The 24,271-nt window shown below is 63.3% G+C and carries 23 protein-coding genes and 1 tRNA gene; 13 read left to right on the forward strand and 11 right to left on the reverse strand.

Annotated features, from left to right (window positions below; genetic code table 11):
• Positions 1–407: 407 nt before the first annotated feature.
• Positions 408–484 (reverse strand) — tRNA-Pro (locus tag PXK07_RS15620).
• Positions 485–619: 135 nt separating this feature from the next.
• Between PXK07_RS15620 and PXK07_RS15625 the strand changes: the two genes are divergently transcribed.
• Positions 620–2,233, forward strand: coding sequence for a Na/Pi cotransporter family protein (locus tag PXK07_RS15625; protein ID WP_274849284.1), 1,614 nt, complete (start codon positions 620–622; stop codon positions 2,231–2,233).
• Here PXK07_RS15625 and leuB read toward each other — a convergent pair.
• Entirely contained in the window at positions 2,230–3,333 is a 1,104-nt protein-coding gene (gene leuB / locus PXK07_RS15630) for a 3-isopropylmalate dehydrogenase (protein ID WP_274849285.1), read from the reverse strand. The two genes, PXK07_RS15625 and leuB, sit on opposite strands and share 4 nt — an antisense overlap.
• A 73-nt stretch (positions 3,334–3,406) precedes the next feature.
• Positions 3,407–4,315 (reverse strand): LysR family transcriptional regulator, encoded by a 909-nt coding sequence (locus tag PXK07_RS15635; RefSeq protein WP_274849286.1) that lies wholly within the window; start codon positions 4,313–4,315, stop codon positions 3,407–3,409.
• 93 nt (positions 4,316–4,408) lie between these two features.
• On the opposite strand from PXK07_RS15635, the gene PXK07_RS15640 reads away from it, so the two are divergent.
• Positions 4,409–5,278, forward strand: a complete 870-nt coding sequence (locus tag PXK07_RS15640; RefSeq protein WP_274849287.1) for an epimerase — start codon at positions 4,409–4,411, stop codon at positions 5,276–5,278.
• A gap of 161 nt (positions 5,279–5,439) precedes the next feature.
• On the opposite strand, the gene PXK07_RS15645 is transcribed toward PXK07_RS15640, so the two are convergent.
• The 5 genes from PXK07_RS15645 to PXK07_RS15665 form a co-directional block, all read right to left on the reverse strand.
• Positions 5,440–6,528, reverse strand: coding sequence for an endonuclease/exonuclease/phosphatase family protein (locus PXK07_RS15645; RefSeq protein ID WP_274849288.1), 1,089 nt, complete (start codon positions 6,526–6,528; stop codon positions 5,440–5,442).
• Complete coding sequence (locus tag PXK07_RS15650) at positions 6,525–7,358, reverse strand: hypothetical protein (protein ID WP_274849289.1); 834 nt, start codon at positions 7,356–7,358, stop codon at positions 6,525–6,527. The genes PXK07_RS15645 and PXK07_RS15650 overlap by 4 nt, the downstream gene beginning before the upstream one ends.
• Before the next feature lie 428 nt (positions 7,359–7,786).
• Positions 7,787–8,392 (reverse strand): 3-isopropylmalate dehydratase small subunit, encoded by a 606-nt coding sequence (gene leuD, locus PXK07_RS15655; protein WP_274849290.1) that lies wholly within the window; start codon positions 8,390–8,392, stop codon positions 7,787–7,789.
• 12 nt (positions 8,393–8,404) lie between these two features.
• Positions 8,405–9,811, reverse strand: a complete 1,407-nt coding sequence (gene leuC, locus PXK07_RS15660; RefSeq protein ID WP_274849292.1) for a 3-isopropylmalate dehydratase large subunit — start codon at positions 9,809–9,811, stop codon at positions 8,405–8,407.
• Positions 9,812–9,865: 54 nt separating this feature from the next.
• Complete coding sequence (locus tag PXK07_RS15665) at positions 9,866–9,964, reverse strand: isopropylmalate isomerase (protein ID WP_226892586.1); 99 nt, start codon at positions 9,962–9,964, stop codon at positions 9,866–9,868.
• 102 nt (positions 9,965–10,066) lie between these two features.
• On the opposite strand from PXK07_RS15665, the gene PXK07_RS15670 reads away from it, so the two are divergent.
• The 3 genes from PXK07_RS15670 (at position 10,067) to rlmH (ending at position 12,588) form a co-directional block, all read left to right on the forward strand.
• Positions 10,067–11,497, forward strand: coding sequence for a mechanosensitive ion channel family protein (locus PXK07_RS15670; RefSeq protein WP_446728386.1), 1,431 nt, complete (start codon positions 10,067–10,069; stop codon positions 11,495–11,497).
• A 188-nt stretch (positions 11,498–11,685) separates the two neighbouring features.
• A complete protein-coding gene (rsfS, locus tag PXK07_RS15675; protein WP_274849293.1) occupies positions 11,686–12,042 on the forward strand; it encodes a ribosome silencing factor in 357 nt (118 codons plus the stop codon).
• A gap of 75 nt (positions 12,043–12,117) precedes the next feature.
• Positions 12,118–12,588, forward strand: coding sequence for a 23S rRNA (pseudouridine(1915)-N(3))-methyltransferase RlmH (gene rlmH / locus PXK07_RS15680; protein WP_274849294.1), 471 nt, complete (start codon positions 12,118–12,120; stop codon positions 12,586–12,588).
• A gap of 10 nt (positions 12,589–12,598) precedes the next feature.
• Here the strand turns inward: rlmH and PXK07_RS15685 are convergent, their stop codons facing one another.
• Both PXK07_RS15685 and PXK07_RS15690 read right to left on the reverse strand, forming a co-directional pair.
• A complete protein-coding gene (locus PXK07_RS15685; protein ID WP_274849295.1) occupies positions 12,599–12,958 on the reverse strand; it encodes a hypothetical protein in 360 nt (119 codons plus the stop codon).
• Positions 12,959–12,994: 36 nt separating this feature from the next.
• Positions 12,995–13,729, reverse strand: a complete 735-nt coding sequence (locus tag PXK07_RS15690; RefSeq protein ID WP_274849296.1) for a DUF599 domain-containing protein — start codon at positions 13,727–13,729, stop codon at positions 12,995–12,997.
• A gap of 82 nt (positions 13,730–13,811) precedes the next feature.
• Between PXK07_RS15690 and PXK07_RS15695 the strand changes: the two genes are divergently transcribed.
• The 6 genes from PXK07_RS15695 to PXK07_RS15720 all read left to right on the forward strand — a co-directional run bounded on the left by PXK07_RS15695 (position 13,812) and on the right by PXK07_RS15720 (position 20,088).
• The gene (locus PXK07_RS15695) at positions 13,812–15,260 is read left to right on the forward strand and encodes an FAD-linked oxidase C-terminal domain-containing protein (RefSeq protein ID WP_274849297.1); all 1,449 of its coding nucleotides are present in this window, start codon (positions 13,812–13,814) and stop codon (positions 15,258–15,260) included.
• 46 nt (positions 15,261–15,306) lie between these two features.
• The gene (locus PXK07_RS15700) at positions 15,307–16,428 is read left to right on the forward strand and encodes an FAD-binding protein (protein WP_274849320.1); all 1,122 of its coding nucleotides are present in this window, start codon (positions 15,307–15,309) and stop codon (positions 16,426–16,428) included.
• Positions 16,429–16,431: 3 nt separating this feature from the next.
• Positions 16,432–17,766, forward strand: a complete 1,335-nt coding sequence (glcF, locus tag PXK07_RS15705; RefSeq protein ID WP_274849299.1) for a glycolate oxidase subunit GlcF — start codon at positions 16,432–16,434, stop codon at positions 17,764–17,766.
• 102 nt (positions 17,767–17,868) lie between these two features.
• A complete protein-coding gene (locus PXK07_RS15710; protein WP_274849301.1) occupies positions 17,869–18,684 on the forward strand; it encodes a trypsin-like serine peptidase in 816 nt (271 codons plus the stop codon).
• Positions 18,685–18,842: 158 nt separating this feature from the next.
• Positions 18,843–19,307: an Hsp20 family protein gene (locus tag PXK07_RS15715; protein ID WP_274849302.1), complete on the forward strand. Its 465-nt coding sequence runs from the start codon at positions 18,843–18,845 to the stop codon at positions 19,305–19,307.
• A gap of 169 nt (positions 19,308–19,476) precedes the next feature.
• Positions 19,477–20,088, forward strand: a complete 612-nt coding sequence (locus PXK07_RS15720; RefSeq protein ID WP_274849303.1) for a TetR/AcrR family transcriptional regulator — start codon at positions 19,477–19,479, stop codon at positions 20,086–20,088.
• A 15-nt stretch (positions 20,089–20,103) separates the two neighbouring features.
• On the opposite strand, the gene PXK07_RS15725 is transcribed toward PXK07_RS15720, so the two are convergent.
• Positions 20,104–21,579, reverse strand: coding sequence for an NAD-dependent succinate-semialdehyde dehydrogenase (locus PXK07_RS15725; protein ID WP_274849304.1), 1,476 nt, complete (start codon positions 21,577–21,579; stop codon positions 20,104–20,106).
• Positions 21,580–21,771: 192 nt separating this feature from the next.
• Between PXK07_RS15725 and PXK07_RS15730 the strand changes: the two genes are divergently transcribed.
• Together PXK07_RS15730 and PXK07_RS15735 are read left to right on the forward strand one after the other, a co-directional pair.
• The gene (locus PXK07_RS15730; RefSeq protein WP_274849305.1) at positions 21,772–22,557 is read left to right on the forward strand and encodes an alpha/beta hydrolase; all 786 of its coding nucleotides are present in this window, start codon (positions 21,772–21,774) and stop codon (positions 22,555–22,557) included.
• Between the two features lie 196 nt (positions 22,558–22,753).
• Entirely contained in the window at positions 22,754–23,962 is a 1,209-nt protein-coding gene (locus tag PXK07_RS15735; protein ID WP_274849307.1) for an aminopeptidase P family protein, read from the forward strand.
• Positions 23,963–24,271 lie beyond the last annotated feature (309 nt).

Raw genomic sequence — 24,271 nt, forward strand, 5'->3', positions numbered from 1 at the left:
CGGACTCTTGTGGATACGGTCTTCTTTCGAGCGCATCGGGCGCTGCAAAGGGTATCGCGGCTGTTTCAGCTGCCGAGCTTAGATGTTTTTTACTCAAAGTCCACATTCTGAAGGTGTGCCAGCCTGCGCCAGCAGGGACCTGTCCCGGTTTGATGCCGCTCCTTGGATGGCATTGCTGGCAGAAAGGAAGACGAACCTCGGGAGTGACAAAAAGGGGAGCAGTGCGGACAGAGACGCAGCAGGTGGCGCAGAGAAGTGACCTGACCGGGAAGCCGCGGGTCTCAGATCCGGATCCTGAGCCTAGCCAAATGGCTGATATCGCAGGGGGGACAGCTTCGCTCAGGTTCAACGAACCTGCGATCCCTGTCTTGAAAACAACAAAGGCGCCCTGGGGCGCCTTGTTTTATTGGTCGGAGTGAGAGGATTCGAACCTCCGGCCCCTGCCTCCCGAAGACAGTGCTCTACCAGGCTGAGCTACACTCCGACCGTGGCGCGGGATTATACCCGGAGCGTGGGTTTTGCAAGCGCAATTGTCGTGGTATTTTTCCGCCATGCCGAATTATCCAAAACCTGCCCCCGCCCGCCGACACTGCCCGCATAACCGGATGCAGGCGGTTCTATGACGGCTGACTACCTTTCCATTCTGGGCGGCATCGGCATGTTTCTGGTGGGCATGAAGATCATGACCGCAGCCCTGAGGGACGCGGCCGGATCGAACCTGCGCGCCGTTCTCACGCGTTTCACCACCACGCCCCTGCGTGGGGTGATGACCGGAACCGTGTCGACGGCCATCATCCAATCCTCCAGTGCCACGACCGTGATGACCGTGGGCTTTGTTGGCGCCGGGCTGTTGACGATGCCGCAGGCGCTGGGGGTGATCTACGGGGCCAATATCGGCACCACGGCCACGGGCTGGCTGGTGTCGATCCTCGGCTTCAAGCTGAAGCTGGGCAGCCTTGCGATGGCGGGTTTGCTGCTGGCGGGGCTGGCGGATCTTCTGGGGCGCGGCCGGGTGGCGCGCATTGGCCGGATGGTGTCGGGGCTGTGCCTGCTGCTGATCGGACTGGATCTGATGCAGGCGGGCATGGGTGATGTCTCGGGGCTGATCACGCCAAAGATGCTGCCCACCGATACCCTGTGGGGGCTCATAGTGCTGGTGGGGCTGGGGGTGGGGATCACCATCGTGATGCAGTCCTCCTCGGCGGCGGTGGCTCTGGCCTTGGTGATGGTACAGGGCGGAGCGCTGACCCTGACGCAGGCCCTGGCAATCGTGATCGGCATGAACGTGGGAACCACCTTCACCGCCATTCTGGCCTCCCTCGGGGGATCGCGCCCCATGCGCCAGACGGCCCTGGCGAACCTGCTGTTCAACGTGGTGACCTCGGTGGTGGCGCTGGTGATCTTGATCACAGGAGAGGCCGGGCTTGCCGCCCTGTTGGCTGCGGTCGGGCCGGTGACGGCGGTGCTGATTTTCCATATGGGGTTCAATATCCTGGGAACGGTGATGTTCCTGCCGCTGACCGGGCGCTTTGCCGCCGTTGTGGCGCGGCTGGTGCCCGAGCATCCGGCGGCGCCGCTCATCCATCTGGACCGGGCGCTGTTGCAGGATCCTGACCTTGCCCTGGTGGCGGCAGAGGCGGCGACGGCGACCCTGTCGCGGCGGATCCATACGGCCCTGGTGGCGGCCTTGCAGGAGCCGCCGGACTATCGGCCCGTGGCCGCGCTGCATGCCGTCGAGACGGGGGTGCAGGAGTTGTCCGCGTTTCTCGCCGATATCCGCCTGCCAGAGGGGCGCGCGGATCAGCAGCGCACCTATGGTGCCCTCATGCATCAGATCGACCACCTGCTGCGGCTGATGGAGCGCTGCAAGCAGACCGCACGTATCGCGGACCTTCTGGAGGATCCGCTGCTGCGCCGCCCGGCGCGGGCCTTTGCCATGGCATTGCAGGAATGTGCCGACGATTCGGCCGATCTGCATCGAGCAGCGACCCGGCTTGAGCGTCTGGCGCGGCTGGTTGAACAGCGCACCAACCGCCACCGAAGGGCGTTGATGCTAGGGGAGCATGCCGGGATGTACCAATTGTCCGAGGTTTTTGCCCATACGGACGCAATGCGGTGGTTGCAGCGCAGCCTGCATCATGCCGAGCGCATTGCATTCTATGGTCATGTCGCGCGTGAAGCGCTGGCTGCGGCAAGACCTGCCGCCGCAGCCGATCCTGTGAAAGAGCCTTAGAGGCTCGCGTCGAGCGCGGCGACGATGGCATCGCCCATTTCGCTGGTGGAGACCGGATCGACGCCTTCTTCACCCAGAAGGTCCGCCGTGCGCACGCCGTCGGCCAGAACCTTTTCGACAGCGGCTTCGAGGCGGTCCGCCTCTGCGCCCATGTCGAAGGAATAGCGCAGCGCCATGGCAAAGCTGAGGATACAGGCGATCGGGTTGGCCTTGCCCTGACCGGCAATGTCGGGTGCCGAGCCATGCACGGGCTCATAGAGCGCCTTGGGGCGACCATTGGCCATCGGCTTGCCGAGGCTGGCCGAGGGCAGCATGCCAAGCGAGCCGGTCAGCATCGCGGCGGCATCGGACAGGAGGTCGCCAAACAGGTTGTCGGTAACGATCACGTCGAACTGCTTGGGCCAGCGGCACAGCTGCATGGCGCCGGCGTCGGCGTACATGTGGCTGAGTTCGACCTCGGGGTAGTCCTTGCCGACCTCGGTGACGACTTCGCGCCACAGGATGCCCGACTCCATCACGTTGGCCTTTTCCATCGAACAGAGCTTCTTGTCGCGTTTCATCGCCAGCTCGAACGCCGAGCGCGCAACGCGGTCGATCTCGCTCTCGGTATAGCGCTGGGTGTTGATGCCGACGCGCTCGTTGCCTTCCTCGATGATGCCGCGCGGCTCACCGAAGTAGATGCCCGAGGTCAGTTCGCGCACGATCATGATGTCGAGACCTGCGACCACGTCTTTCTTCAGCGACGAGAAATCCGCCAGCGCGTCAAAGCACTGTGCTGGGCGCAGGTTGGCGTAAAGGTCCATTTCCTTGCGCAGGCGCAGCAACCCGCGCTCGGGTTTTACCGAGAAGTCCAGCACGTCATACTTGGGGCCACCCACGGCACCCAGAAGCACGGCGTCGACCTCTTGTGCCTTGGCCATGGTGTCGTCATGCAGGGGCGTTCCATGGGCGTCATAGGCGGCGCCGCCGACCAGATCCTCGCTCACATCGAACTGAATGTCGCGCTTGTCACCGTACCAGCCGATGACCTTGCGGACCTCTGCCATGACTTCGGGGCCGATCCCGTCACCGGGCAGAATCAGAATCGATGGGTTGGACATGCGCTTCCTCCTTGAAATAGCTGGGAACGGGGTACTCTTCGCGCGGGCCAGCGTCAATAACGCGGCCTTGATTTTAAGGGGCGATGGCCTGTTTTGCCGCGCGCTCCAACCCTGTTGCCAGCATATCCCAGACGGCCCGGATCCGCGGGGTCTGCCGCATCACGCCATGGGCGGCCAGCCAGACCGGCAGCGGCGGCAGCGACAGGCCCAGATCCACTTCCTCGACCTCCGTGTCCAGGAGGGCGGGGCCACGCTGCGAAAACCCGATCCCGCAGCCTGCGCGCAACAGCTCCCAATAGGCGGACTGGTTGTCGCAGCGCAGCGCGAAGTCATGCCTGTCGACGTCAAACCCCATGGCCTGCATGGTGCGCAGGATCAGATCGTCTGCATCATAGCCGATCAGGTCGTGTTGCCAGAGATCGGCAAGGGTGTCGGGGCGCCCGCGCCGGTCCAGATAGCTTGTGGCGGCAAAGATCCCGAGCGGCAGATCCGCCACATGGCGGGCGACGATATCAAGCTGCGTCGGGCGATACATGCGGACCGCGATATCGGCGGCGCGGAACACCAGGCTTTCGGAGGCATCGCTGGGCACCAGTTCCAGTTCGATCCCGGGCTCAGCCGCGCGGATCTCGGCCAGGATGGCAGGCAAGACATAGTGCGAGGCAAAGACGCTGGCGGTGATCCGCACCGTTCCCGTCAAGTCCTGCGACTGGCCGGCGGCCTGCAGGCTGATGGCATTCATGCGGTCGTTGATCTCTCGCGCCAGGGGCAGCAGTCTTTCCCCCTGTGGCGCCAGGGTCAGGCCACGCGGGTGGCGGTGGAACAGGCGCTGGTCCAGCTCGCGTTCCAGCGTCTGGATATGGCGCCCCAGGGTGGGCTGACTGCGCCGCAGCCGTTTTGCCGCCGCCGAAAGCGAGCCGGTTTCGGCAACGGCGAGAAAGCTCTGGATCAGGGTCCAGTCGGTCAATGCAGGGTTATCCATTCACAAATGAATGGCAGATCTGCGGATCCATGCAATATGAATGATGCAATCCTCTGCCTATTCTGGGGCTGTTCAGGATGAAAGGAACAGATCATGCCCCGCAATGTGCTTGTCCTTGGTGCAACCGGCCGGTTTGGCCGCGCTGCCTTTCGTGCCTTTGAGGCGGCAGGAGATACCGTGCTGCCCTTTGACCGCGGGCGGGATGATCTGATGCGTGCCGCCATGGGCAAGGATATCATCGTGGTGGGGTGGAACCCGGCCTATCCCGACTGGGCCGCTCAGGTGCCGGGTCTTCACGCCCGGGTGATCGCCGCCTCCAAGGCAAGCGGTGCCACCGTGATCGTGCCGGGCAATGTCTATGTCTTCGGGCCTCAGACCCCCGGCCCCTGGTCCGCGCGCTCGCCTCATCGGGCCGAAAACCCGCTGGGCCGTATCCGGATCGCGATGGAGGAGGCCTATCGCACCTCCGGTGTGCGGACCATCCTGCTGCGGGCCGGGGATTTTCTGGATACCGAGGCCTCGGGGAACTGGTTCGATGCGGTGATGACGGCGAAGTTGACCAAGGGGCGGTTCGTCTATCCCGGCAATCCGGACATTCCACATGCCTGGGCCTATCTGCCCGATATGGCACGGGCAGCGGTGGGGTTGGCGGATCTCGGGGATCGCCTGCCGGTCTTTGCGGACATTCCCTTTCCTGGATACACGCTGAGTGGGCGCGACTTGCTGGCGTCGGTGAATGGCTGCTTGGAACAGCCGGTTGTCATGAAGCAGATGGCCTGGTGGCCGGTGCAACTGGCGCGCCCGTTCTGGCCGATGGGGCGCTGCCTTCTCGAGATGCGCTACCTTTGGAATACCGCGCACAGTTTGGATGGCAGCTTGTTTGAGGGCCTGTTGCCCGGCTTCGAACACACACAGCTTTCAGAAGCACTGCACCAGGCGCTGCCCAAGGATCTGCTGAGATAGCGGCACGGCAGGCAGGATCTCCCGCCCCCGCAGGTGCCCTGGCTGGCGCCAGAACACCTTGGCGGCGTTGGGCGTGGCACCGCGCCATGCGCGGTGCCACGCCCAACGGGAAGCGCCTCTGACAGGAGGCAATGACGGGCGGGAGAGCGCCTTTTCTGGTGTCAGTCGGTTTCTGGTGTGGAGAGCGGGGGCAGGTCGATCTCCACCCAGACCAACCTGTGCCGACTGGCACGTTGTGCCGTGTCTTCACCGGGCAGCGACCACAAAACCCCTGCATCCAGAGCCTGAATGTTTGCCGACGGGAGCACATAGTCCACCCGCATCCTGCCGGGGGTCTGCCAATCCACCGTGCTCAAGTCGGCCTCTTGGCTGCCAGGGCGCGGATCCTTCAGCCGGGGATCTGCCAGCAACCCCTGGATGGCGCTGCGCAATCCGTCACCCTTTTCGGGGTCGAGATTGGCGCCGCCGACAATCACGAAGGGGCGGTTCTGGGCACGATGAAATGGAGCGGGGAGACGCGCGTCCAGCAGAAGCTGCCAGAGGCGGATCTCATCGTGGTTGCGGCGGCCATTGCGGTCTTCGGGACCATCGAACACCGGAGGCCCCGCCTGAAAGACCATCAGATCAAGGTGCTGGCCGTCCGGCAATCGGATCGGCACAACCCAATGGGCCGTCGAAGACAGGCGCTGGGCCGCTTGCGCTTGGGCCGTGGGGAAGGGACTGCCATCGGGGTGTTGAGGCAGCAATGCGGCAGGCAGGTCCCGCCACAGAAGCGGCGACAGGTCCAGGACCTCATCGTCCAGGATCGGATGGCGTGACAGCAGGGCGATCCCGCCCTTGCCGGTGAAATCGCCATAACCCTGGGAATCTCCGGGCCCGCCAAGGCGTCCGTCACCGTCCAGGTCCAGCCCGGAAGGAAAGCCTGCGTTGGGTCGCCTGGCAAAGAGATAGGGATAGGTCGCCCCGGCAAGGTCCAGGCGCCGCTGTAGGGCCTTCAGCGCCAGGTTCTCATAGTCCCAATCAATCCCCTGCAGGGCAATCACATCAGCCTTCGAAGCTTGGATCACCCGGATCACAGCGGCGATTTGCGCATCCTTTCCCTGTTCAATGTCGCGCAGCAGCAGGCCCGGCCCCTTGCGGGAGAGTTCGGTGTTGAAAGTGGCAATGCGATAGCTGTCGGCCCAGGCAGGCAGACATACTGACAGGAGGATGGAAAACGCGGCCGCCAGGGGAACGGCCCGTCCCGTCATGCGGTTTGCAGGATCTCGGGATCCGCGTAGGCGGCCCGGCGTCTTTGGGCAATCAGCTCGGCCACCCGCAACAGTGCCAGCCCGCGCATGATCATCGAGGCAGGGACAAAGGCCCAGAGACCGATGGTCCAGACCAGGGTCTGCGGCGCGGCCAGCACGGCGGGATCGACCAGCCCGGAGCCGAGTTTCACCAGGGCCGGAATGGCAAAGGGCAACAGCACGCCGATTACCATGTTGATGCGCCCGTCCCGTTGCAGGCGCAGCACCACGTCTCCGCCGGTGGTCGGGTCGAACAGCGGTAGGTTCACCCAGACATTGAAGGCGCCATTGCCAAGCGGCCAATTCCCGATTCGGATCGCCAGGGCGAAGGCGATGATCGCCAGCGCGGCCAGAAGATAGCTCAGCCCCGCGGCCGAGCGCACCGCCAGCACCAGCGCATCGGGCACCTCTGCAGGCATCATCAAAGTGGTGAGCTGAACGGGGGAATAGGCAAAATCCATCATCGCGCCCAGGCGCAGGGCAACCTCATGCACAAGCGCGGTCAGGCTGGTGGGATCCAGAGGATGGCGCGCCAGCAGGCTCAACAGGCCCACCGCCGCAAAGAAGGAGAAAAAGCGCATCCGGTTGAGCGGCGGCGCCTGGCGGAATTCCACAAAGCTTGGATAGTTCGAGAAATACTCGGCAAAGGTCAGCACCGCGCCCAGCAGCGCCATGAAGACGACGATCTCCGGAGATTCGGTGGCTGATACCGGTAGCAGCAAGGAGGGCATTGCAATCAACAATGCCACCAATACGCCACGGATTGCCGCGCCTGTGATGCGTGCGAACACTGCCTCTGTTTCCTTCAACCTGGACTGGCCGGTACTTTTGCCGGACCTTTGTTCCAACTTGTGTTCTCCGGTCTGCACCGAAGAGTCTGCCTCAATTGTGCCTCATTTCAGCATGGCAGGGGGGCTGCACTCAAGTGGCTTGATCCGGAAACTCCGCGAAAATGCGCTCATCGCGGGGGGACTGGTGCGGGAATACATCAGCGGATGCCTTGGATTTCAGCGCCTTGCGGGGGCTTCCACAAGATGTTGGGGGTGGCGGCATCCCGACCGCAAGCGGCTTGGGCGCGATTTCCAGGGCCGGTGGGTTTCGGGATAATTTTAGTAAATATGTCTCAATTGTGGCGCGGGGGCGGTCGGCGCGGGTCGGCCCGCCACGAAAAAAGCCGCCCGCAGGGGCGGCTTTCGCAGTCATTTTGCGGCAGATCCGGTCACACCCAGGGGCGCTCCTGGGACATCTTGCTCTCGTAGTTTTCGATGGCGCCCGCCTTTTCCATGGTCAGGCCGATGTCATCCAGCCCGTTCAGCAGGCAGTGCTTCTTGAACGCGTCCACATTGAAGGGAATCACCTCACCATCCGACGTGGTGATTTCCTGCGCTTCCAGATCCACGGTCATGCGCGCGTTTGCGCCTTTTTCCGCGTCCTTCATCAAGAGGTCGACCTGTTCCTGCGGCAGCACGATGGGCAGGATACCGTTCTTGAAGCAGTTGTTGAAGAAGATGTCGGCAAAGGAGGTGGAGATCACGCATTTGATGCCAAAATCCGCAATCGCCCAGGGGGCGTGTTCGCGCGAGGAACCGCAGCCGAAGTTGTCGCCCGCCACCAGGATTTCAGCCTCGCGGTATTGCGGCTTGTTCAGCACGAAATCCTCGATCTCGTTGCCCTCGCGGTCATAGCGCATCTCGTCAAAGAGGTTCACGCCAAGGCCCGAGCGCTTGATCGTCTTCAGGAAGATCTTGGGGATGATCATATCGGTGTCGATATTGACCAGCGGCATGGGCGCCGCGATACCGTGCAGTTTTTCGAACTTTTCCATATCGCTGGCTCCTTACATCAGCTCGCGGACATCGGTCAGGTGACCGGTGATGGCGGCAGCGGCGGCCATGGCCGGGCTGACCAGGTGGGTGCGGCCCTTATAGCCCTGACGCCCCTCGAAGTTGCGGTTCGAGGTGGCGGCGCAGCGCTCACCCTCGGACAGCTGGTCGGGGTTCATCGCCAGGCACATGGAGCAACCCGCAAGGCGCCATTCGAAACCGGCCTCCTTGAAGATGTCGGCCAGGCCTTCTTCCTCGGCCTGGGCGCGGACCAGACCCGAGCCGGGCACGATCATGGCCCGCATGCCGTCCTTGATCTTCTTGCCCTTGACCACCTCGGCCACGGCGCGCAGATCCTCGATCCGGCCATTGGTGCAGGAGCCGATGAAGACGGTATCGATCTGGATGTCGGTCAGCTTCTGACCGGGGGTGAGCCCCATGTAATCCAGCGCGCGACGGGCCGCTTCGACCTTGCCGCCGGTGAAATCCTCAGGGGAGGGAACGGTGGCGGTGATCGGCAGAACGTCCTCGGGCGAGGTGCCCCAGGTGACGACGGGCTGGATATCTTCGCCCTTCAGGGTCACCACCTTGTCGAAATGGGCGCCTTCATCGGTGTAAAGCGTCTTCCACCAGTTCAGCGCGGCTTCCCACTGGGCACCCTTGGGGGCGTGCGGGCGGCCTTTGACATACTCAAAGGTGGTTTCATCCGGCGCGATCAGCCCCGCGCGGGCGCCGCCTTCGATCGCCATGTTGCAGACGGTCATGCGCCCTTCCATGGAGAGATCGCGGATCGCCTCACCGCAGTATTCGATCACATAGCCGGTGCCGCCGGCGGTGCCGGTCTCGCCGATCACCGCCAGGGTGATGTCCTTGGCGGTCACGCCCGGCTTCAGCTTGCCGGTGATCTCCACCTTCATGTTCTTCGATTTCTTCTGGATCAGCGTCTGGGTGGCCAACACGTGCTCCACCTCGGAGGTGCCGATGCCATGCGCCAGCGCGCCGAATGCGCCGTGGGTGGCGGTATGGCTGTCGCCGCAGACCACGGTCATGCCGGGCAGGGTCCAGCCCTGTTCGGGGCCGACGATATGCACGATGCCCTGGCGGATGTCGCTGACCGGGTAGTAGTGCACCCCGAATTCCTTGGCGTTCTTATCGAGCGCCTCAACCTGGATGCGGCTTTCCTCGGTCATCTGCGCCGGGTCTTCACGGCCCGCCGTGGTGGGAACGTTGTGGTCCGGTACGGCGATGGTCTTCTCTGGCGAATGCACCTTGCGGCCGGCCATGCGCAGCCCTTCAAAGGCCTGCGGGCTGGTCACTTCGTGGACCAGGTGGCGGTCGATATAAAGCAGGCAGGTGCCATCCTCTGATTCATGCGCAACATGCGCATCCCAGATCTTGTCATAGAGTGTCTTGGGGGACATGGGTCCTCTCCCGTTCTGTATTGGAAAAGCTGGCTTGTGGCTCGGGCGGCAGCCTTATAGGCGCGCCAGAACCGTGCGGGCGGCGCCATAGAACCGTTCGCGCAGACGAGCGCGGTCTTGCAGTTCGATATTCTGGGCCAATACGAAAGTCATGCCAGTGAGATACAACTGCGCCGCTGGACAATCAAGGTTCCACGCAGGGGGGCGGCGGCATTGTTCTTGCATATCTCCCCGCGCCACCGGCATGCTCACCTCATGGAGCAAGATACCGTTCAAACCGCCCCCACCGCGCCGACCGCCCCGACCGAGACCTTGACCGAGGCGTTGCCGGAGAATCTGCCTGAGAGCCTGTTCCAGGTTCTGAGCTGGCTGCTGGCCGAAGGGCAGTCGATGGTGACGCTGTTCGTGACGCCGGGCTGGCGGCAGTATCAGCTGTTCCTGATCCTTGGTCTGGCGCTGCTGGCCTATGTGATGAAGCTGGCAACGCGCGGAGGCTGGGACCGCTGGGCGCATCGGCGCGAGGGCTGGCCGAAATGGCGGCTCAGAGCCTTGCTGCAAATCCTGCGCCGGTTGACGCTGATCTACTTCGTCACCTTTTCGTGGACGCTCTATTGGGTGATGCAAGAGGTCACCTGGCCCTCGCGCAGCTACCTGATCGGGATCGCCGCGACCCTGGCGACCGCCTGGCTGGTGATCGGATTTCTGGCGCGGCTGGTGCGCAATCATACGCTGAGGCGGATCTTCACCTGGAGCCTTTGGATCTACGCGACCCTGGTGGCGCTGAACCTCGTGGATGATGTGGCGGGGTTTCTTGACAGTGTCGCGATTACCTTTGGCGCGATGCACCTGTCGGTGCTGGCGGTTCTGAAGGCGCTGATGCTGGGGGCGGTGCTGCTGACCCTGGCGCGGATCGGGTCCAACGCGGCAACGAAGGGATTGAAAAGCAACAGCGACATTTCGCCCTCGATGCAGGTGCTGATCGGCAAGGGGATCCAGCTGGCGCTTTACGGGCTGGCCGTCGTCGTCAGCATCCGCGCCATCGGGTTTGACCTGACGGGGCTTGCGGTCCTCTCCGGTGCCGTCGGTGTCGGCATCGGTTTTGGTCTGCAAAAAGTTGTGTCCAATCTGGTGTCGGGGATCATCATCCTGATGGATCGATCGATCAAGCCGGGGGATGTGATCTCGCTTGGAGAGACCTTCGGCTGGATCAATGCGCTGGGCGCGCGCTATGTCTCGGTGGTGACGCGGGACGGGCGGGAATACCTGATCCCGAACGAGGATCTGATCACCTCGCAGGTTGTGAACTGGTCCCATTCGGACCGCTATGTGCGGCTCGATATCCATTTCGGCACCGCCTATGGCGATGATCCGCACAAGGTGCGCAGGGTCGCCATCGATGCCGCGCGATCGGTCGGCAGGGTGCTTGCCACCCCCGGCAAGGCGCCGGTCTGCCATATCGTCGGTTTTGGCGACAGCAGCGTGGACTACGTGTTGCGCTTCTGGATCGGGGATCCGACCTCGGGCCTCACCAATATCCGCGGCAATGTCTACCTGGCCCTTTGGGATGCGTTTCAAGCGGAAGGCATATCGATTCCCTTCCCGCAGCGCGAAGTACGTGTGCTGAACGAGCCTCTGTCGGTGGCCGATTTCCCTGCCGCGCAGCAGCGGATGCCGCCAGAGGACTGAACCAATGGGCCTCTTGATCCCTCTTATGCGCCTGCGGCAGTGCAGCGAAGCTTGATTGAAAAGCCCCGACCGACTTGCTACATTAACACTACCCCAGCGCCGTGGGATCGTCGGCGCGCAGCAAGGAGGACATTGTCCTGTCACCCGAACCTCATGCGGCAGCCGCCGCTGAAACCGAGGCAGCCGTGATGGCCGCCAAGACACGCCCCACCAGCGAGGTGCTGCTGGAGCGGATCCTCTCCTCTCTCGATGACGACAAGGCCGAAGAGGTCGTGCAGATCGACCTGCGCGGCAAGACGGCGATTGGCGATTTCATGGTCATCGCCTCGGGGCGCTCCACCCGCCAGGTTGCCGCCATGGCAGAAAAGCTGACCGACCGGCTCAAGCAGGAGTACGGCATCATCAGCAAGATCGAGGGCAAGGACACCGGCGACTGGGTGCTGATCGATACGGGCGATGTGATCGTTCATATCTTCCGCCCCGAAGTGCGCGAGTTCTACCAGTTGGAAAAGATGTGGGTGCCCGGCGCGGCAACCGGCAACTGACCCAAGTGTAGGGGCGGCCTGAACAGGCCTGCCCCAAGTCCCGCCTTGCTTGGCATGGCGGGGGAGAGTCCTCTGATGCGTCTACATATCTGCGCGGTCGGGCGGCTTCGCGCTGGCCCGGAAAAATCCCTGATCGACGATTATCTGACGCGGTTCGACCGCACCGGCCGGGCGCTGGGCCTTGGTCCTGCGCGGGTGATCGAGGTCGAGGACAAGAAGAACCTCGGCATGGGCGCCGAGGCGGATCTTCTGCGCAAGGCGCTGCCCAAGGGCGCGGTGATCTGCACCCTGGATGAGCGCGGCAAGCTGCTGTCCTCGCCTGATTTTGCCGACAAGATGGCAGGCTGGCGCGACAGCGGGCGGCAGGATCTGGCGCTGATCATCGGCGGGGCGGATGGCATTGACCCAAGCCTGCGGGCAGAGGCGGACTTCTCCATCTCCTTTGGCAAGATGGTCTGGCCGCATATGCTGGTCCGGGTGATGCTGGCCGAGCAGGTCTACCGCGCTGCCACCATCCTGTCCGGCAGCCCCTATCACCGCAGTTGACTGGCGTAGCCTAGGGTAGAGTCAGGCGAAACAGCTCATCTCCCCAGCCATCCAGATTGCAGCGCGCCTGGATCGTGACCTTTGTGATGCCGTCGGGGATCGCTATGCCGCTCAGGCTGCGGGTGAAGGGCTGCTCAGTCACATGCGGATGGGCCAGCACGCGCAGCCCCAGTTCGGCCCCGTTGTCATCCAGCACCCGCCAGCCGTCGGCATAGTGGTCCCAGCCCGTGTCCGGGTGGGATAGCGTCACGCTGATCGTCCAGCTGTCACCATTCTGCCGGGCCGTCGCCCCTTCGATGCGGGGGCTGTCGGCAAGGGCGGGCAGGGCAGTGCCCAGGGTACAGACAAGGGATATCAGGGCGGCTTTCATGTGCTCCACCATAGGCTACGCCCGGCCGGGGCGGGATCACGATGCCGTGTCTGCCTTGGTGGTTTTCTGGGCCTGGGGCGGGATGCGCAGCAACACGTTGCGCGATTGCGAGGCGAACTCGCGTCGGTACAGCACGGCGATGGTCACCAGCGAGGCCAGGATCAGCGGGATGGCCCCCGCCAGCCAGGCGGCCGAGGCCAGCGCGAAATAGGTGCACCGCATGCCCCGGTTGAAGCTGCGCGCGGCGGTGATTGACAGGTCCGCGGCCTGGGCGGCGCGGGGCAGGGCCAGCGGTTCTGCCGGATCGTTGGGTACCGCCGCCATCAGAACCGAGCAATAGCCGAACAGCCGATGCGCCCAGACGTATTTCAAAAACGCATTGGCGAGAAACAGCAGCACCGTCAGGATCTTCACCTCCCAGACAAAGGCGGGGGCGCTGTCCTGGATCAGGTCCGCAGCCACCCCGGCCAGCTGTTCCGTATTGCCGATCAGGGCCAGGCCGCCGCCCATCGCGATCATCGAGGCAGAGGCGAAGAAGGCGGTACCCTGGCGCAGGTTGCTGATCAGCTGCGCATCGAACATCCGCGGCTGGCGGGTCACCATCTGCACCATCCAGTCGCGGCGGAAATCGGCCATCAGGTAGGACACCGATGGCTTGTCCGGGCGCGGGTTCTCGATCCGCCAGCCGATCCAGATCCAGCCCGCGACAATCAGCGCCAGCGCGGCAAAATCCAAGGTTGAAAACAGGGCGATACGGTCGATCCAGGTCATGGCTGCACCCTAGCGGAGCATGTGCTCCCTTGCCAGATGGTATGAATTGGTAATATAACTTTACCAAAGAGGAGAGCCCGTCATGGAAATGCCCGCCCCGGACCCCGCCATCCTGTCGCGCAAAGCCCATCTGGCCGCGCGCCTGTCCAAGGTTCTGCCCGCAGATGCGCTGATCACCGATGAGGCCGAGACCCGCGCCTATGAATGCGATGCGCTGACCGCCTATCGCTGTCCGCCGCTGTTGGCGGTTTTGCCGCGCAACACGAAAGAAGTGTCCGATGTTCTGCGGATCTGCCACGAGGAAGGCGTGCCCGTGGTGCCGCGTGGGTCGGGAACCTCGCTGGCTGGGGGCGCCCTGCCGACCGCCGACAGCGTGATCCTTGGCGTGGCCCGCATGAATGACGTGCTGGAAACCGATTACGAGAATCGCATCATCCGGGTGCAGACCGGACGCACCAACCTCTCCGTTTCTGGCGCGGTGGAGGAAGAGGAGTTCTTCTACGCCCCCGATCCCTCCAGTCAGCTGGCCTGTGCCATTGCGGGCAATATCGCGATGAATTCGGGCGGTGCGCATTGCCTGAAATACGGCGTCACCACCAACAACCTGATGGGCGTTACCATGGTGATGATGGATGGCACCGTGGTCGAGATCGGCGGCGCGCATCTGGACGCGGGGGGCTTGGACCTCTTGGGGGTGATCTGCGGCAGCGAGGGGCAGCTGGGCGTGGTGACCGAGGCGACCCTGCGCATCCTGCGCAAGCCCGAGGGCGCGCGCCCCGTTCTGATTGGCTATGACAGCAACGAAGTCGCCGGTGCCTGCGTCTCCGACATCATCAAGGCGGGGGTTCTGCCCGTCGCCATCGAGTTCATGGACCGTCCCTGTATCGAGGCCTGCGAGGCCTTCGCCAAGGCGGGCTACCCGATGTGCGAGGCCCTGCTGATCGTCGAGGTCGAAGGAAGCCCCGCCGAGATCGACCACCAGCTTGGTCTGATCAAGGAGATCGCCCAGTCCCACAACCCGGTCGAGCTGCGCGAGGCAACCGACGCCGATGAGGCCGCCCGCATCTGGCTGGGCCGCAAGTCCGCCTTTGGCGCCATGGGGCAGATCAACGATTACATGTGCCTTGATGGCACCATCCCGGTGTCCTCGCTGCCTTACGTGCTGCGCCGCATCGGCGAGTTGAGCCAGCAATTCGGCCTGGCCGTGGCCAACGTCTTCCATGCGGGCGACGGTAACATGCACCCGCTGATCCTGTTCGATGCCAACAAGCCCGGCGATCTGGAACTCTGCGAGGAATTTGGTGCCGAGGTGCTGAAGCTCTGCGTTGAGGTGGGCGGCTGCCTGACCGGCGAACATGGCGTTGGAATCGAGAAACGCGATCTGATGCTGCATCAGTATACGGCAGACGATCTTGAGGCACAGCTGCGCGTGAAGGATGTCTTCGATCCGCAGTGGCTGCTCAATCCGGCTAAGGTCTTCCCGCTGTCGGTGACCGAAAGCCGCCGCGCGCCCGCCCTGGCGGCGGAATGATCCTGCGCCCCGAAACTAGAATTAGACACGTTTGGAACAGACCATGATGCGACCCGAAAGCGAGGCCGATCTGGCCCGTATGATCGCCGAGGCCAAGGGGCCGCTCAATATCGAAGGCGGCGGCACCCGCGGCATGGGTGTCGAAGGCGAGACCCTGTCCCTGTCGGCCCTGAGTGGCGTTGAACTTTATGAACCCGGCGCGCTGACGCTGGTGGCCAAGGCCGGAACCCCGGTGTCAGAGATCGAATCCCTGCTGGCAGGTGAAAACCAGCGGCTTGCCTTTGAACCTGCCGATTATCGCGGGTTGCTGGGCACCGACGGCACGCCCACGATCGGCGGTGTCTTTGCCGCCAATATCTCTGGGCCCCGCCGCATCCAGGTGGGCGCCGCACGGGATTTCCTGCTGGGCGTGCGCTTCGTCGATGGGGCCGGGCAGATCGTCAAGAACGGCGGCCGGGTGATGAAGAACGTCACCGGCTATGATCTGGTGAAGCTGATGTCGGGGGCACAAGGCACGCTTGGCGTGCTGAGCGAGGTCTCCTTCAAAGTGCTGCCAGAGGCCGAGAGCATGGCGACGGTTTCGGTTGCTGAACTGGATCTGCCGGGTGCCGTGCGGGTGATGTCGGCGGCGCTGGGTTCGCCCTTTGACGTGACCGGGGCAGCCTATGATCCGGACAGCATGACCGCCCATATCCGCGTCGAAGGCTTTGCGGCTTCGGTCAGCTACCGCTGCGGAGAGCTGATCAGGATCCTGGGGGCGCATGGCACCGCAGAGCGGCAGGATGACACCGCAGATCTGTGGCAGGGCATCCGCGATGTTGCCGCCTTTCACGGGCGTGATGGCGATGTCTGGCGGATCAGCGTCAAGCCCTCGGATGCGGTCGAACTGGCGCCGCGCCTTGGTGCCACCGCGCTGCAGTTTGACTGGGGCGGCGGTCTCATCTGGGCCTTGATGCCCGAGGGTAGCGATCTGCGCAAAGTGATGTCCGGTGTCGGCACCGGGATGGAGCCGATCCCGGGGCACGCCACCTTGATCCGCGCCAGCGCCGAAACCCGTGCGCGCCTGGGCCGGTTCGAACCGCAACCGGCACCTTTGGAGGCCCTGAACAAGGGGTTGCGAAACCAGTTCGATCCGCGCGGGATCCTGAACCCTGGCCTGATGGGGTAAGACATGCAGACAGTATTCACCGAAGACCAGCTGAAAGATCCCGGCATCCAGCGCTCGAACGAGATCCTGCGCACCTGCGTGCATTGCGGCTTTTGCACCGCCACCTGCCCGACCTATCAGGTGCTGGGGGATGAACTCGACAGTCCGCGCGGGCGGATCTACCTGATCAAGGACATGCTGGAAAACAACCGCGTGCCGGATGAGAAAACGGTCAAGCATATCGACCGCTGCCTGTCCTGCCTGGCATGCATGACCACCTGCCCGTCGGGGGTGCATTACATGCATCTGATCGACCATGCGCGCGCCTATATCGACAGGAACTACAAGCGCCCCTTCACCGACCGTGCCCTGCGCTGGGTGCTGGCGCGGATCCTGCCCTATCCGATGCGCTTTCGCGTGGCCCTGTTCGGTGCGAAACTGGCGCGCCCCTTCAAGGGGCTGATGCCGGATGCCCGGCTGCGGGCGATGCTCGACATGGCGCCGAAGGATATTCCGCCGGTCAGCCGCAACGATGATCCGCAAAGCTTTGCCCCCGTCGAGCCGCGCAAGAAACGTGTGGCGCTGATGACGGGCTGCGCGCAAAAGGCGCTCAACACCGATATCAACGACGCCACCATCCGCCTGCTGACGCGGCTGGGCTGCGAAGTGGTCGTGGCCAAGGGCGCGGGCTGCTGCGGCGCGCTGACCCATCACATGGGGCGCGAGGATGAAAGCCACGCCACCGCGGCCAAGAACATCCGCGCCTGGTGCGCCGAGATCGATGGCGAGGGCCTGGATGCCATCGTGATCAACACCTCGGGCTGCGGCACCACGGTCAAGGATTACGGGCATATGTTCCGCAATGACGCGCTAGCAGCAGATGCGGCGCGGGTGTCCGAGCGGGCGATGGATATCTCGGAACTCTTGATGCAGCTGGACCTGCCCGAAGGTGCAGACAAGGGGCTGACGGTGGCCTATCACGCCGCCTGTTCGCTGCAGCATGGCCAGCAGATCAAGACGCATCCCAAGACGCTGCTGAAACGCGCGGGCTTCAAGGTGGTGGAGCCTGCCGACAGCCACCTCTGCTGTGGGTCCGCCGGGACCTACAACCTGATGCAGCCGGAAATCTCGGGCCAGCTGAAAGAGCGCAAGGTGAAAACGCTGGAGGCCAAGAATCCCGACCTGATCGCAGCAGGCAATATCGGTTGCATGATGCAGATCGGATCGGGCACCAAGCTGCCCATCGTGCATACGGTCGAGCTGCTCGATTGGGCCACGGGCGGTCCCAAGCCCCCCGCGATGATCAAGGGTAACCGACCTGTGGCGACTGCCGAAGATCAGGTGCCGATCCTGCGCTGATCACAGGTCTGATATTTTTGCGGGGCCGGGCTGTATCAGCGCGGCCCTTGCCGTATTTTCGCCCCAAGCGATACGTATCCTGACAGCAGATGGATGAGGGAGATGCGGGTGCGGGGTTGGATTCTTGCGGTATTGGCAGCCTTGCTGCCAGCGGTGACGCTGGCGGGCGACAGCCGTCTTCTGCGTCTTGATACCACGGATGCGGGCCGCGACTGGGAGGCGGTGGGTCGTCTTGATGTCAACGGCGAAGGCTTCTGCACAGGGTCGTTGATCGCACCGGATCTGGTTCTGACGGCAGCGCATTGCCTGTTCGATGGGCGCACCGGGCAAAAGATCGCCCCCGAAACGATTGAGTTTCTGGCCGGCTGGCGCAATGGCCGGGCCTCGGCCTATCGTTCGGTGCGGCGGGCGGTGATCCATCCGGATTATGTCTATGATGGCGAGGTCTCAACCGGCCGGGTGCGCAAGGATATCGCGTTGCTGCAGCTGCAACGCCCCATTCGCAACACCACCGTGATCCCGTTTGAAACCGACAGCCGCCCACGCAAGGGCAGCCGTATCGGGGTTGTCTCTTATGCCCATGACCGCTCCGAGGCGCCTTCGTTGCAGGAGGTCTGCGCGGTCACCGCGCAGCAGCAGGGGGTCTTGGTGATGTCCTGCGATGTGGATTTCGGCTCTTCCGGGGCGCCGGTCTTCTCCTTTGAGGGACGCACCCCGCGGATCGTCTCGGTGGTCTCGGCCAAGGCCGAGGTGAACGGCACGCGGGTCTCGCTTGGGGCATCGCTGGGCGAAGAGCTGGATCTGTTGCAGGCGCAGCTGACCGGCACTCATATCGGCAGCCGCATGCCTGCGGGCGTAGGCCGGGTTCAGGTGGGCGACGGCCGCCGGGCCGGTGGGGCGAAGTTCATCCGCCAATAGGGTTTCCGGCTGTCCTGCAGCAGCCCCTTGAAACCCCGTTTGCAATCCATATGTCGATACTGTCCGGATCGCCGCAGAGCGGGGTCCGGTGACGACCGCCCGGCCCCGGATGTGGGCGGGCACGCTTAAAGAATCGCTCGACTATGAGGATGACAGAGATGCGTACCTTTGATTTTGCACCGTTGCACCGTGCGACCGTGGGCTTTGACCAGATTGCCGACCTGATGGACCGGGTCATGAGCAATGACGTCAGCCAGCCCAGCTACCCCCCATACAACATCGAGAAGATCGACGCCGACAGCTATCGTATCTCGATCGCCGTTGCCGGTTTTTCCGAGGCTGACCTCGCTGTAGAGGTGAAGGAAAACGCCCTTGTCGTTTCCGCCCGCAAGGCCGAAACGGATGAGGAGCGCACCTTCCTGCATCGTGGCATTGCCACCCGCGCCTTTGAACGCCGCTTCACCCTGGCCGATCATATGCGCGTCACTGGCGCCAGCCACGCGGACGGCATGTTGCATATCGATCTGCAGCGCGAAGTGCCCGAAGCCCTGAAACCGCGCCGGATCGAGATCGCCTCTGCCGCGCCCCAGCGTGCCGCACTGGACGCGCAACAGGTCAACTGATCTCCCCACGGGCTCACCTGTTTCCGACACTCCCCGAGGCCGTCACCCCACCACAGGCGGCCGAACTTCCCCCCGTGTCCATCACCCGGATGCGGGGGCTTTTCGCGTGTTGGCCGACCGGATGGTAGGCAGGCGCTCTTTCTGATACTACCGACAGAAAGGAGCCGTCATGCCCCAAGCCCACAGCCCGCAAACCCGCCCCGATGAATTCGTCGCCGCCGCAACGCAGCTTTTTGCCAGGCGCGGCTATCATGGCGCCTCCATTGCCAATATCGCCGATGAGCTGGGCCTGACCAAACAGACCCTGTTGCATCATTTCGGCAGCAAGGACGCCCTTTACGAGCGCGTCCTCGCAGGGGTGGCGGATCGCATGATGATTGTCCTGATGGAGGCGCAGGAGGCCGGTGATACGCCCGAAGCGCGCCTTGAGGCGGCCTTTGCGACCTATCTTGATCAGGCGCTTGCACAGGCGGCGGACAGCCGGTTGATCCTGCGCGAGCTGCTGGATGACCGGCAGGAAGACAGCCCTGCCGAACGCTGGTTCCTGCGTCCCTTCCTGCAGGAACTGGTCGCCATGGTTCGCGATGTCCCCGCCTGTCGTGCCACTCCGCCGGAGCAGGCCTTGGCGGCGGTTTGCGATCTTCTGGGATCCATCGGCTTTTTTGCCATGGCGCAGCCGGTTCTGCCGCGCTTGCCGGGGGCGCGAGGAGTCGCCGATGCCTTTCGTGGCCAGATAGGAAAAAGGGTCCGTGACCTTTGCAGCCACGGACCCCGATCCTGATGGTCTGAAGCCGGATCAGACCGACATGCAGATGTATTTCATCTCCAGGTAATCCTCGATGCCGTGGTGGCTGCCTTCGCGGCCCAGGCCCGACTGCTTGACCCCGCCAAAGGGCGCAACCTCGGTCGAGATGATGCCGGTGTTGACGCCGACGATGCCATATTCCAGCGCCTCGGCCACCTTGTAGACCCGGCTCAGATCCTTCGCGTAGAAGTAGGAGGCAAGGCCAAAGATCGTGTCATTGGCCATGGCGATGACCTCGTCCTCATCCTCGAACTTGAAGAGGGGCGCCAGCGGGCCAAAGGTTTCTTCGGTGGAGAACTGCATATCGGTGGTGGCACCGGTCACGATGGTGGGCTGGAAGAAGGAGCCGCCCAGCTCGGACGGGTTGCCTCCCAGAATGATTTCAGCGCCCTTGGAGGTCGCGTCGGCCAGATGGGACTTCACCTTCTCAACGGCCTTGTCGTTGATCAGCGGGCCGAACTGGACGCCTTCCTCAAGGCCATCACCGACCTTCATCTTGGCGACCGCCTCTTTCAGCTTGGCGGCGAAGGCGTCATAGACACCGGCCTGCACGTAGATCCGGTTGGCGCAGACGCAGGTCTGGCCGTTGTTGCGGAACTTGCACATGATCGCGCCTTCGACGGCGGCATCCAGATCGGCGTCGTCAAAGACGATGAAAGGCGCGTTGCCGCCCAGCTCCATCGAGCATTTCATCACCTGATCGGCGGCCTGGCGCAGCAGCAGTCGACCGACCGGGGTCGAGCCGGTGAAGGTCAGCTTGCGCACCGCCGGGTTTTCGCAGAACTCCAGGCCGGTTTCGGGCGCATCCGAAGTGGTCACCACATTGAAGACGCCTGCCGGGATCCCGGCCCGTTCCGCCAGAACCGCCAGCGCGGTGGCCGACAGGGGCGTCAGTTCGGCAGGGCGGGCGACAAAGGCGCAGCCCGCTGCCAGCGCCGGACCCGCCTTACGGGTGATCATCGCATTGGGGAAGTTCCAGGGCGTGATCGAGGCGGCCACACCGATGGGCTGTTTCAACACGGTGATGCGCTTGTCGCGCTGATGGCCGGGGATGGTCTCGCCGTAGATCCGCTTGGCCTCTTCGCCGAAGAACTCGATGAAGGAGGCGCCATAGGCGATCTCGCCCTTGGCTTCGGCCAGGGGTTTGCCCATTTCGGCGGTCAGGATGGTGGCAAGATCGTCCTGGTTCTCCATCATCAGGTCGAACCACTTGCGCAGCACCTGTGCGCGCTCCTTGCCGGTCCACTTTGCCCAGTCCTTTTGCGCGGCTTCGGCCTGGGCGATGGCACCTGCCACCTGCGCCCGGCTAAGATCGGCCACCTCGGCGACCACGTCGCCGCGCGCCGGGTTCAGGACGTCGAATGTGCCCTTGTCGCCGTCCACGAATTGGCCGCCCACATAGGCGCGGGTCTCCATCAGGGTCGGGTCCTTCAGAAGAGATTTCAGCTCGGTGTTTTTCGTCAGCATTGGTGTCTCCCCAGCAATCATTGCAGCCATGCAAATCAGTTGCCCCTTGATATGTCCAGAACCTTCGATGAGTCCAGAATTTGATCAAAAATTTCCCGAAGATCGCCGACCTGTCTGTTTGCCGATAGCTGTTTGACAAGCCCGCCCGCAGGGAGTCTCTTTGACGCAAACAGACCACCAGGGGAGACAGGGATGGAACTGGACGACGCCTATGCCAATGGCGCCTATATAGAAGGGGCCGATGATTATCCGCCGCGCTGGGATGCATCGGCCGAGGATTTCCGCAACAGCCTGCATGAGCGTGCCCAGCTGGACATTCCCTATGGTCCTGGCGCGCGAAACAAATTCGATCTGTTCCTGCCCGAAGGGACCCCCAAGGGGCTGTTCGTCTTCGTGCACGGTGGCTACTGGCTGCGTTTCGACAAGAGCACCTGGTCGCATCTGGCGGTTGGCCCGCTGGCGCATGGCTGGGCGGTGGCGATGCCCTCCTATGATCTGTGCCCCGATGTCTCGATCGCAGAGATCACCCGGCAGGTGGCCTCGGCCCTGGTCCATATCGCCGAGGAGGTGGATGGGCCCATCGTTCTGGCGGGCCATTCGGCTGGCGGTCACCTGGTCGCCCGCATGCTGGATCGCGCTCTGGTGCCTGATGATATCGGCGCGCGTATCAAGACCGTGATCCCGATCTCGCCACTGTCGGATCTGCTGCCGCTGCTGCGGACCTCGATGAACAAGGAGTTCAAGATGGATGCCGAGGCCGCCCGCGCCGAAAGCCCTGTGGAGATGCGGGACCGCTACGATGTGCCGGTCACGGTCTGGGTCGGGGCCGAGGAACGCCCGGCTTTCCTGGATCAGGCGGTCTGGCTGTCAGATGCCTGGGGTGCCGATCACGTCATCGCCTTTGGCAAACACCATTTCAACGTGATCGATCCCCTGGCAGACCCGGACAGCGACATGGTGGCGCTGATCGTGAATTAGGCATCCCGCCCGGTCTGCGCGACCTCCTGAAAAAGGCCGCGCAGAAAACACTTGCCAGAGCCCCCGTTCCGCAGCATTCCTGTGGTCAGGGCCGGGCGATGGCGTCGCCGCGTGGGTCGATTCCACGGGCCTTGATCATACCAAAAATCTGTCCTGTACGCCGGGACCTTTCTTAAGAAAAAAGGAAGGATCCAGCATGACTGCACGTCCTGACATGTACCGTTTTCACAATGGCGAAAAGGCGCCATTGCAATTCCCCGTGGCCGAGTATGAGGCGCGCATTGCGGGCCTGCGCAAGATCATGGAGGCGTCGGGCGTCACCGCCGCTGTCTTCAGCTCGATGCATAATATCTCGTATTATTCGGGGTTTACCTACTGCGCCTTTGGCCGTCCCTATGGCCTGGTGGTCACTGCCGATGCTGCCGTCACCATCAGCGCCGGCATCGATGCCGGCCAGCCCTGGCGGCGTTCGTTCTGCGACAACATCACCTATACCGACTGGCAGCGCGACAATTTCTGGCGCGCGATCCTGTCTGTGGCTGGCCCCGGCGCGCGGGTCGGCTATGAGAGCGATCACCTGACCCTGCTGCAAAAGGGCAAGCTCGAAGCCTTCCTGCAACCGGCTGAGATGATTGACCTATATGAGCCCACCATGCGCCAGCGCATGCATAAATCCGCAGCCGAGATCGAGCTGATCCGCGCCGGTGCTGCGGTGGCGGACGTGGGCGGCTATGCCATCCGCGATGCGATCCGCGAAGGGGTGCGGGAGATCGATGTGGCGATGGCGGGGCGGGATGCGATGGAGCTGGAGATCGCCAAACGCTTTCCGGACGCCGAATACCGCGACACCTGGGTCTGGTTCCAGTCGGGCATCAACACCGACGGCGCCCACAACCCGGTGACCGCCAGAAAGCTGCAGCGCGGCGATATCCTGTCGCTCAACACCTTCCCGATGATCTCGGGCTACTACACCGCGCTGGAGCGCACCCTGTTCGTGGGAGAGGTCGATCCCGACAGCATGGCGGTTTGGCAGGCCAATGTCGCGGCCCATGAATACGGCATCTCGCTCTTGAAGCCGGGGTCAAGCTGCGCCGAAATCACCCATAAGATCAACGCCTTTTTCGAAGAGCGCGATTTGCTGCAATACCGCACCTTTGGCTATGGGCACTCGTTCGGGGTGCTGTCCCACTACTATGGGCGCGAGGCGGGTCTGGAGCTGCGCGAGGATATCGACACGGTGCTGGAGCCGGGCATGGTCATCTCCATGGAGCCGATGCTGACCATCGCGGAAGGCCAGCCCGGAGCGGGCGGCTACCGCGAACATGACATCCTGGTGATCACCGAGGACGGCAACGAGAACATCACCGGCTACCCCTATGGGCCGGAGTTCAACGTGGTTGGGTGAGGCGCGTCCTGGAAACGCTCTGGGAGAGCGTTTCAGCGCCGAACGGGCGGAGCCCCGGCTGAGGAGACATCCGGGGGGTGACATCCGTACACCCCCCGTACACCGGCTGTGCACCGGCGGTGTGGCGGGGCGAAAGGCGGAGTGGGATGAGACGGCGATATAGGAGCAAGGAAAGATCGTGGTTTGCGCACAACTTCCGGCAGCGTTTTGAGTGAGGGTAGTTTTCACGCTCCGTTTCGTGTATTGGTTGTCGACCGAAATTTGGCACGAAGGCTTCGTTAACCTTGCAAAAAGAAATCGTTGATATAT

It is taken from the genome of Phaeobacter sp. QD34_24, assembly GCF_028890115.1.
Lineage (GTDB): Bacteria > Pseudomonadota > Alphaproteobacteria > Rhodobacterales > Rhodobacteraceae > Phycobacter.

Excerpts from the sequence above, each read along its gene's own strand:
- PXK07_RS15625 (WP_274849284.1), top strand. The coding sequence starts at position 620 with ATGACGGCTGACTACCTTTCCATTCTGGGCGGCATCGGCATGTTTCTG.
- leuB (WP_274849285.1), bottom strand. The coding sequence starts at position 3,333 with ATGTCCAACCCATCGATTCTGATTCTGCCCGGTGACGGGATCGGCCCC.
- PXK07_RS15635 (WP_274849286.1), bottom strand. The coding sequence starts at position 4,315 with ATGGATAACCCTGCATTGACCGACTGGACCCTGATCCAGAGCTTTCTC.
- PXK07_RS15640 (WP_274849287.1), top strand. The coding sequence starts at position 4,409 with ATGCCCCGCAATGTGCTTGTCCTTGGTGCAACCGGCCGGTTTGGCCGC.
- PXK07_RS15645 (WP_274849288.1), bottom strand. The coding sequence starts at position 6,528 with ATGACGGGACGGGCCGTTCCCCTGGCGGCCGCGTTTTCCATCCTCCTG.
- leuD (WP_274849290.1), bottom strand. The coding sequence starts at position 8,392 with ATGGAAAAGTTCGAAAAACTGCACGGTATCGCGGCGCCCATGCCGCTG.
- leuC (WP_274849292.1), bottom strand. The coding sequence starts at position 9,811 with ATGTCCCCCAAGACACTCTATGACAAGATCTGGGATGCGCATGTTGCG.
- PXK07_RS15665 (WP_226892586.1), bottom strand. The coding sequence starts at position 9,964 with ATGACTTTCGTATTGGCCCAGAATATCGAACTGCAAGACCGCGCTCGT.
- PXK07_RS15670 (WP_446728386.1), top strand. The coding sequence starts at position 10,067 with ATGGAGCAAGATACCGTTCAAACCGCCCCCACCGCGCCGACCGCCCCG.
- rsfS (WP_274849293.1), top strand. The coding sequence starts at position 11,686 with ATGGCCGCCAAGACACGCCCCACCAGCGAGGTGCTGCTGGAGCGGATC.
- rlmH (WP_274849294.1), top strand. The coding sequence starts at position 12,118 with ATGCGTCTACATATCTGCGCGGTCGGGCGGCTTCGCGCTGGCCCGGAA.
- PXK07_RS15685 (WP_274849295.1), bottom strand. The coding sequence starts at position 12,958 with ATGAAAGCCGCCCTGATATCCCTTGTCTGTACCCTGGGCACTGCCCTG.
- PXK07_RS15690 (WP_274849296.1), bottom strand. The coding sequence starts at position 13,729 with ATGACCTGGATCGACCGTATCGCCCTGTTTTCAACCTTGGATTTTGCC.
- PXK07_RS15695 (WP_274849297.1), top strand. The coding sequence starts at position 13,812 with ATGGAAATGCCCGCCCCGGACCCCGCCATCCTGTCGCGCAAAGCCCAT.
- PXK07_RS15700 (WP_274849320.1), top strand. The coding sequence starts at position 15,307 with ATGCGACCCGAAAGCGAGGCCGATCTGGCCCGTATGATCGCCGAGGCC.
- glcF (WP_274849299.1), top strand. The coding sequence starts at position 16,432 with ATGCAGACAGTATTCACCGAAGACCAGCTGAAAGATCCCGGCATCCAG.
- PXK07_RS15710 (WP_274849301.1), top strand. The coding sequence starts at position 17,869 with ATGCGGGTGCGGGGTTGGATTCTTGCGGTATTGGCAGCCTTGCTGCCA.
- PXK07_RS15715 (WP_274849302.1), top strand. The coding sequence starts at position 18,843 with ATGCGTACCTTTGATTTTGCACCGTTGCACCGTGCGACCGTGGGCTTT.
- PXK07_RS15720 (WP_274849303.1), top strand. The coding sequence starts at position 19,477 with ATGCCCCAAGCCCACAGCCCGCAAACCCGCCCCGATGAATTCGTCGCC.
- PXK07_RS15725 (WP_274849304.1), bottom strand. The coding sequence starts at position 21,579 with ATGCTGACGAAAAACACCGAGCTGAAATCTCTTCTGAAGGACCCGACC.
- PXK07_RS15730 (WP_274849305.1), top strand. The coding sequence starts at position 21,772 with ATGGAACTGGACGACGCCTATGCCAATGGCGCCTATATAGAAGGGGCC.
- PXK07_RS15735 (WP_274849307.1), top strand. The coding sequence starts at position 22,754 with ATGACTGCACGTCCTGACATGTACCGTTTTCACAATGGCGAAAAGGCG.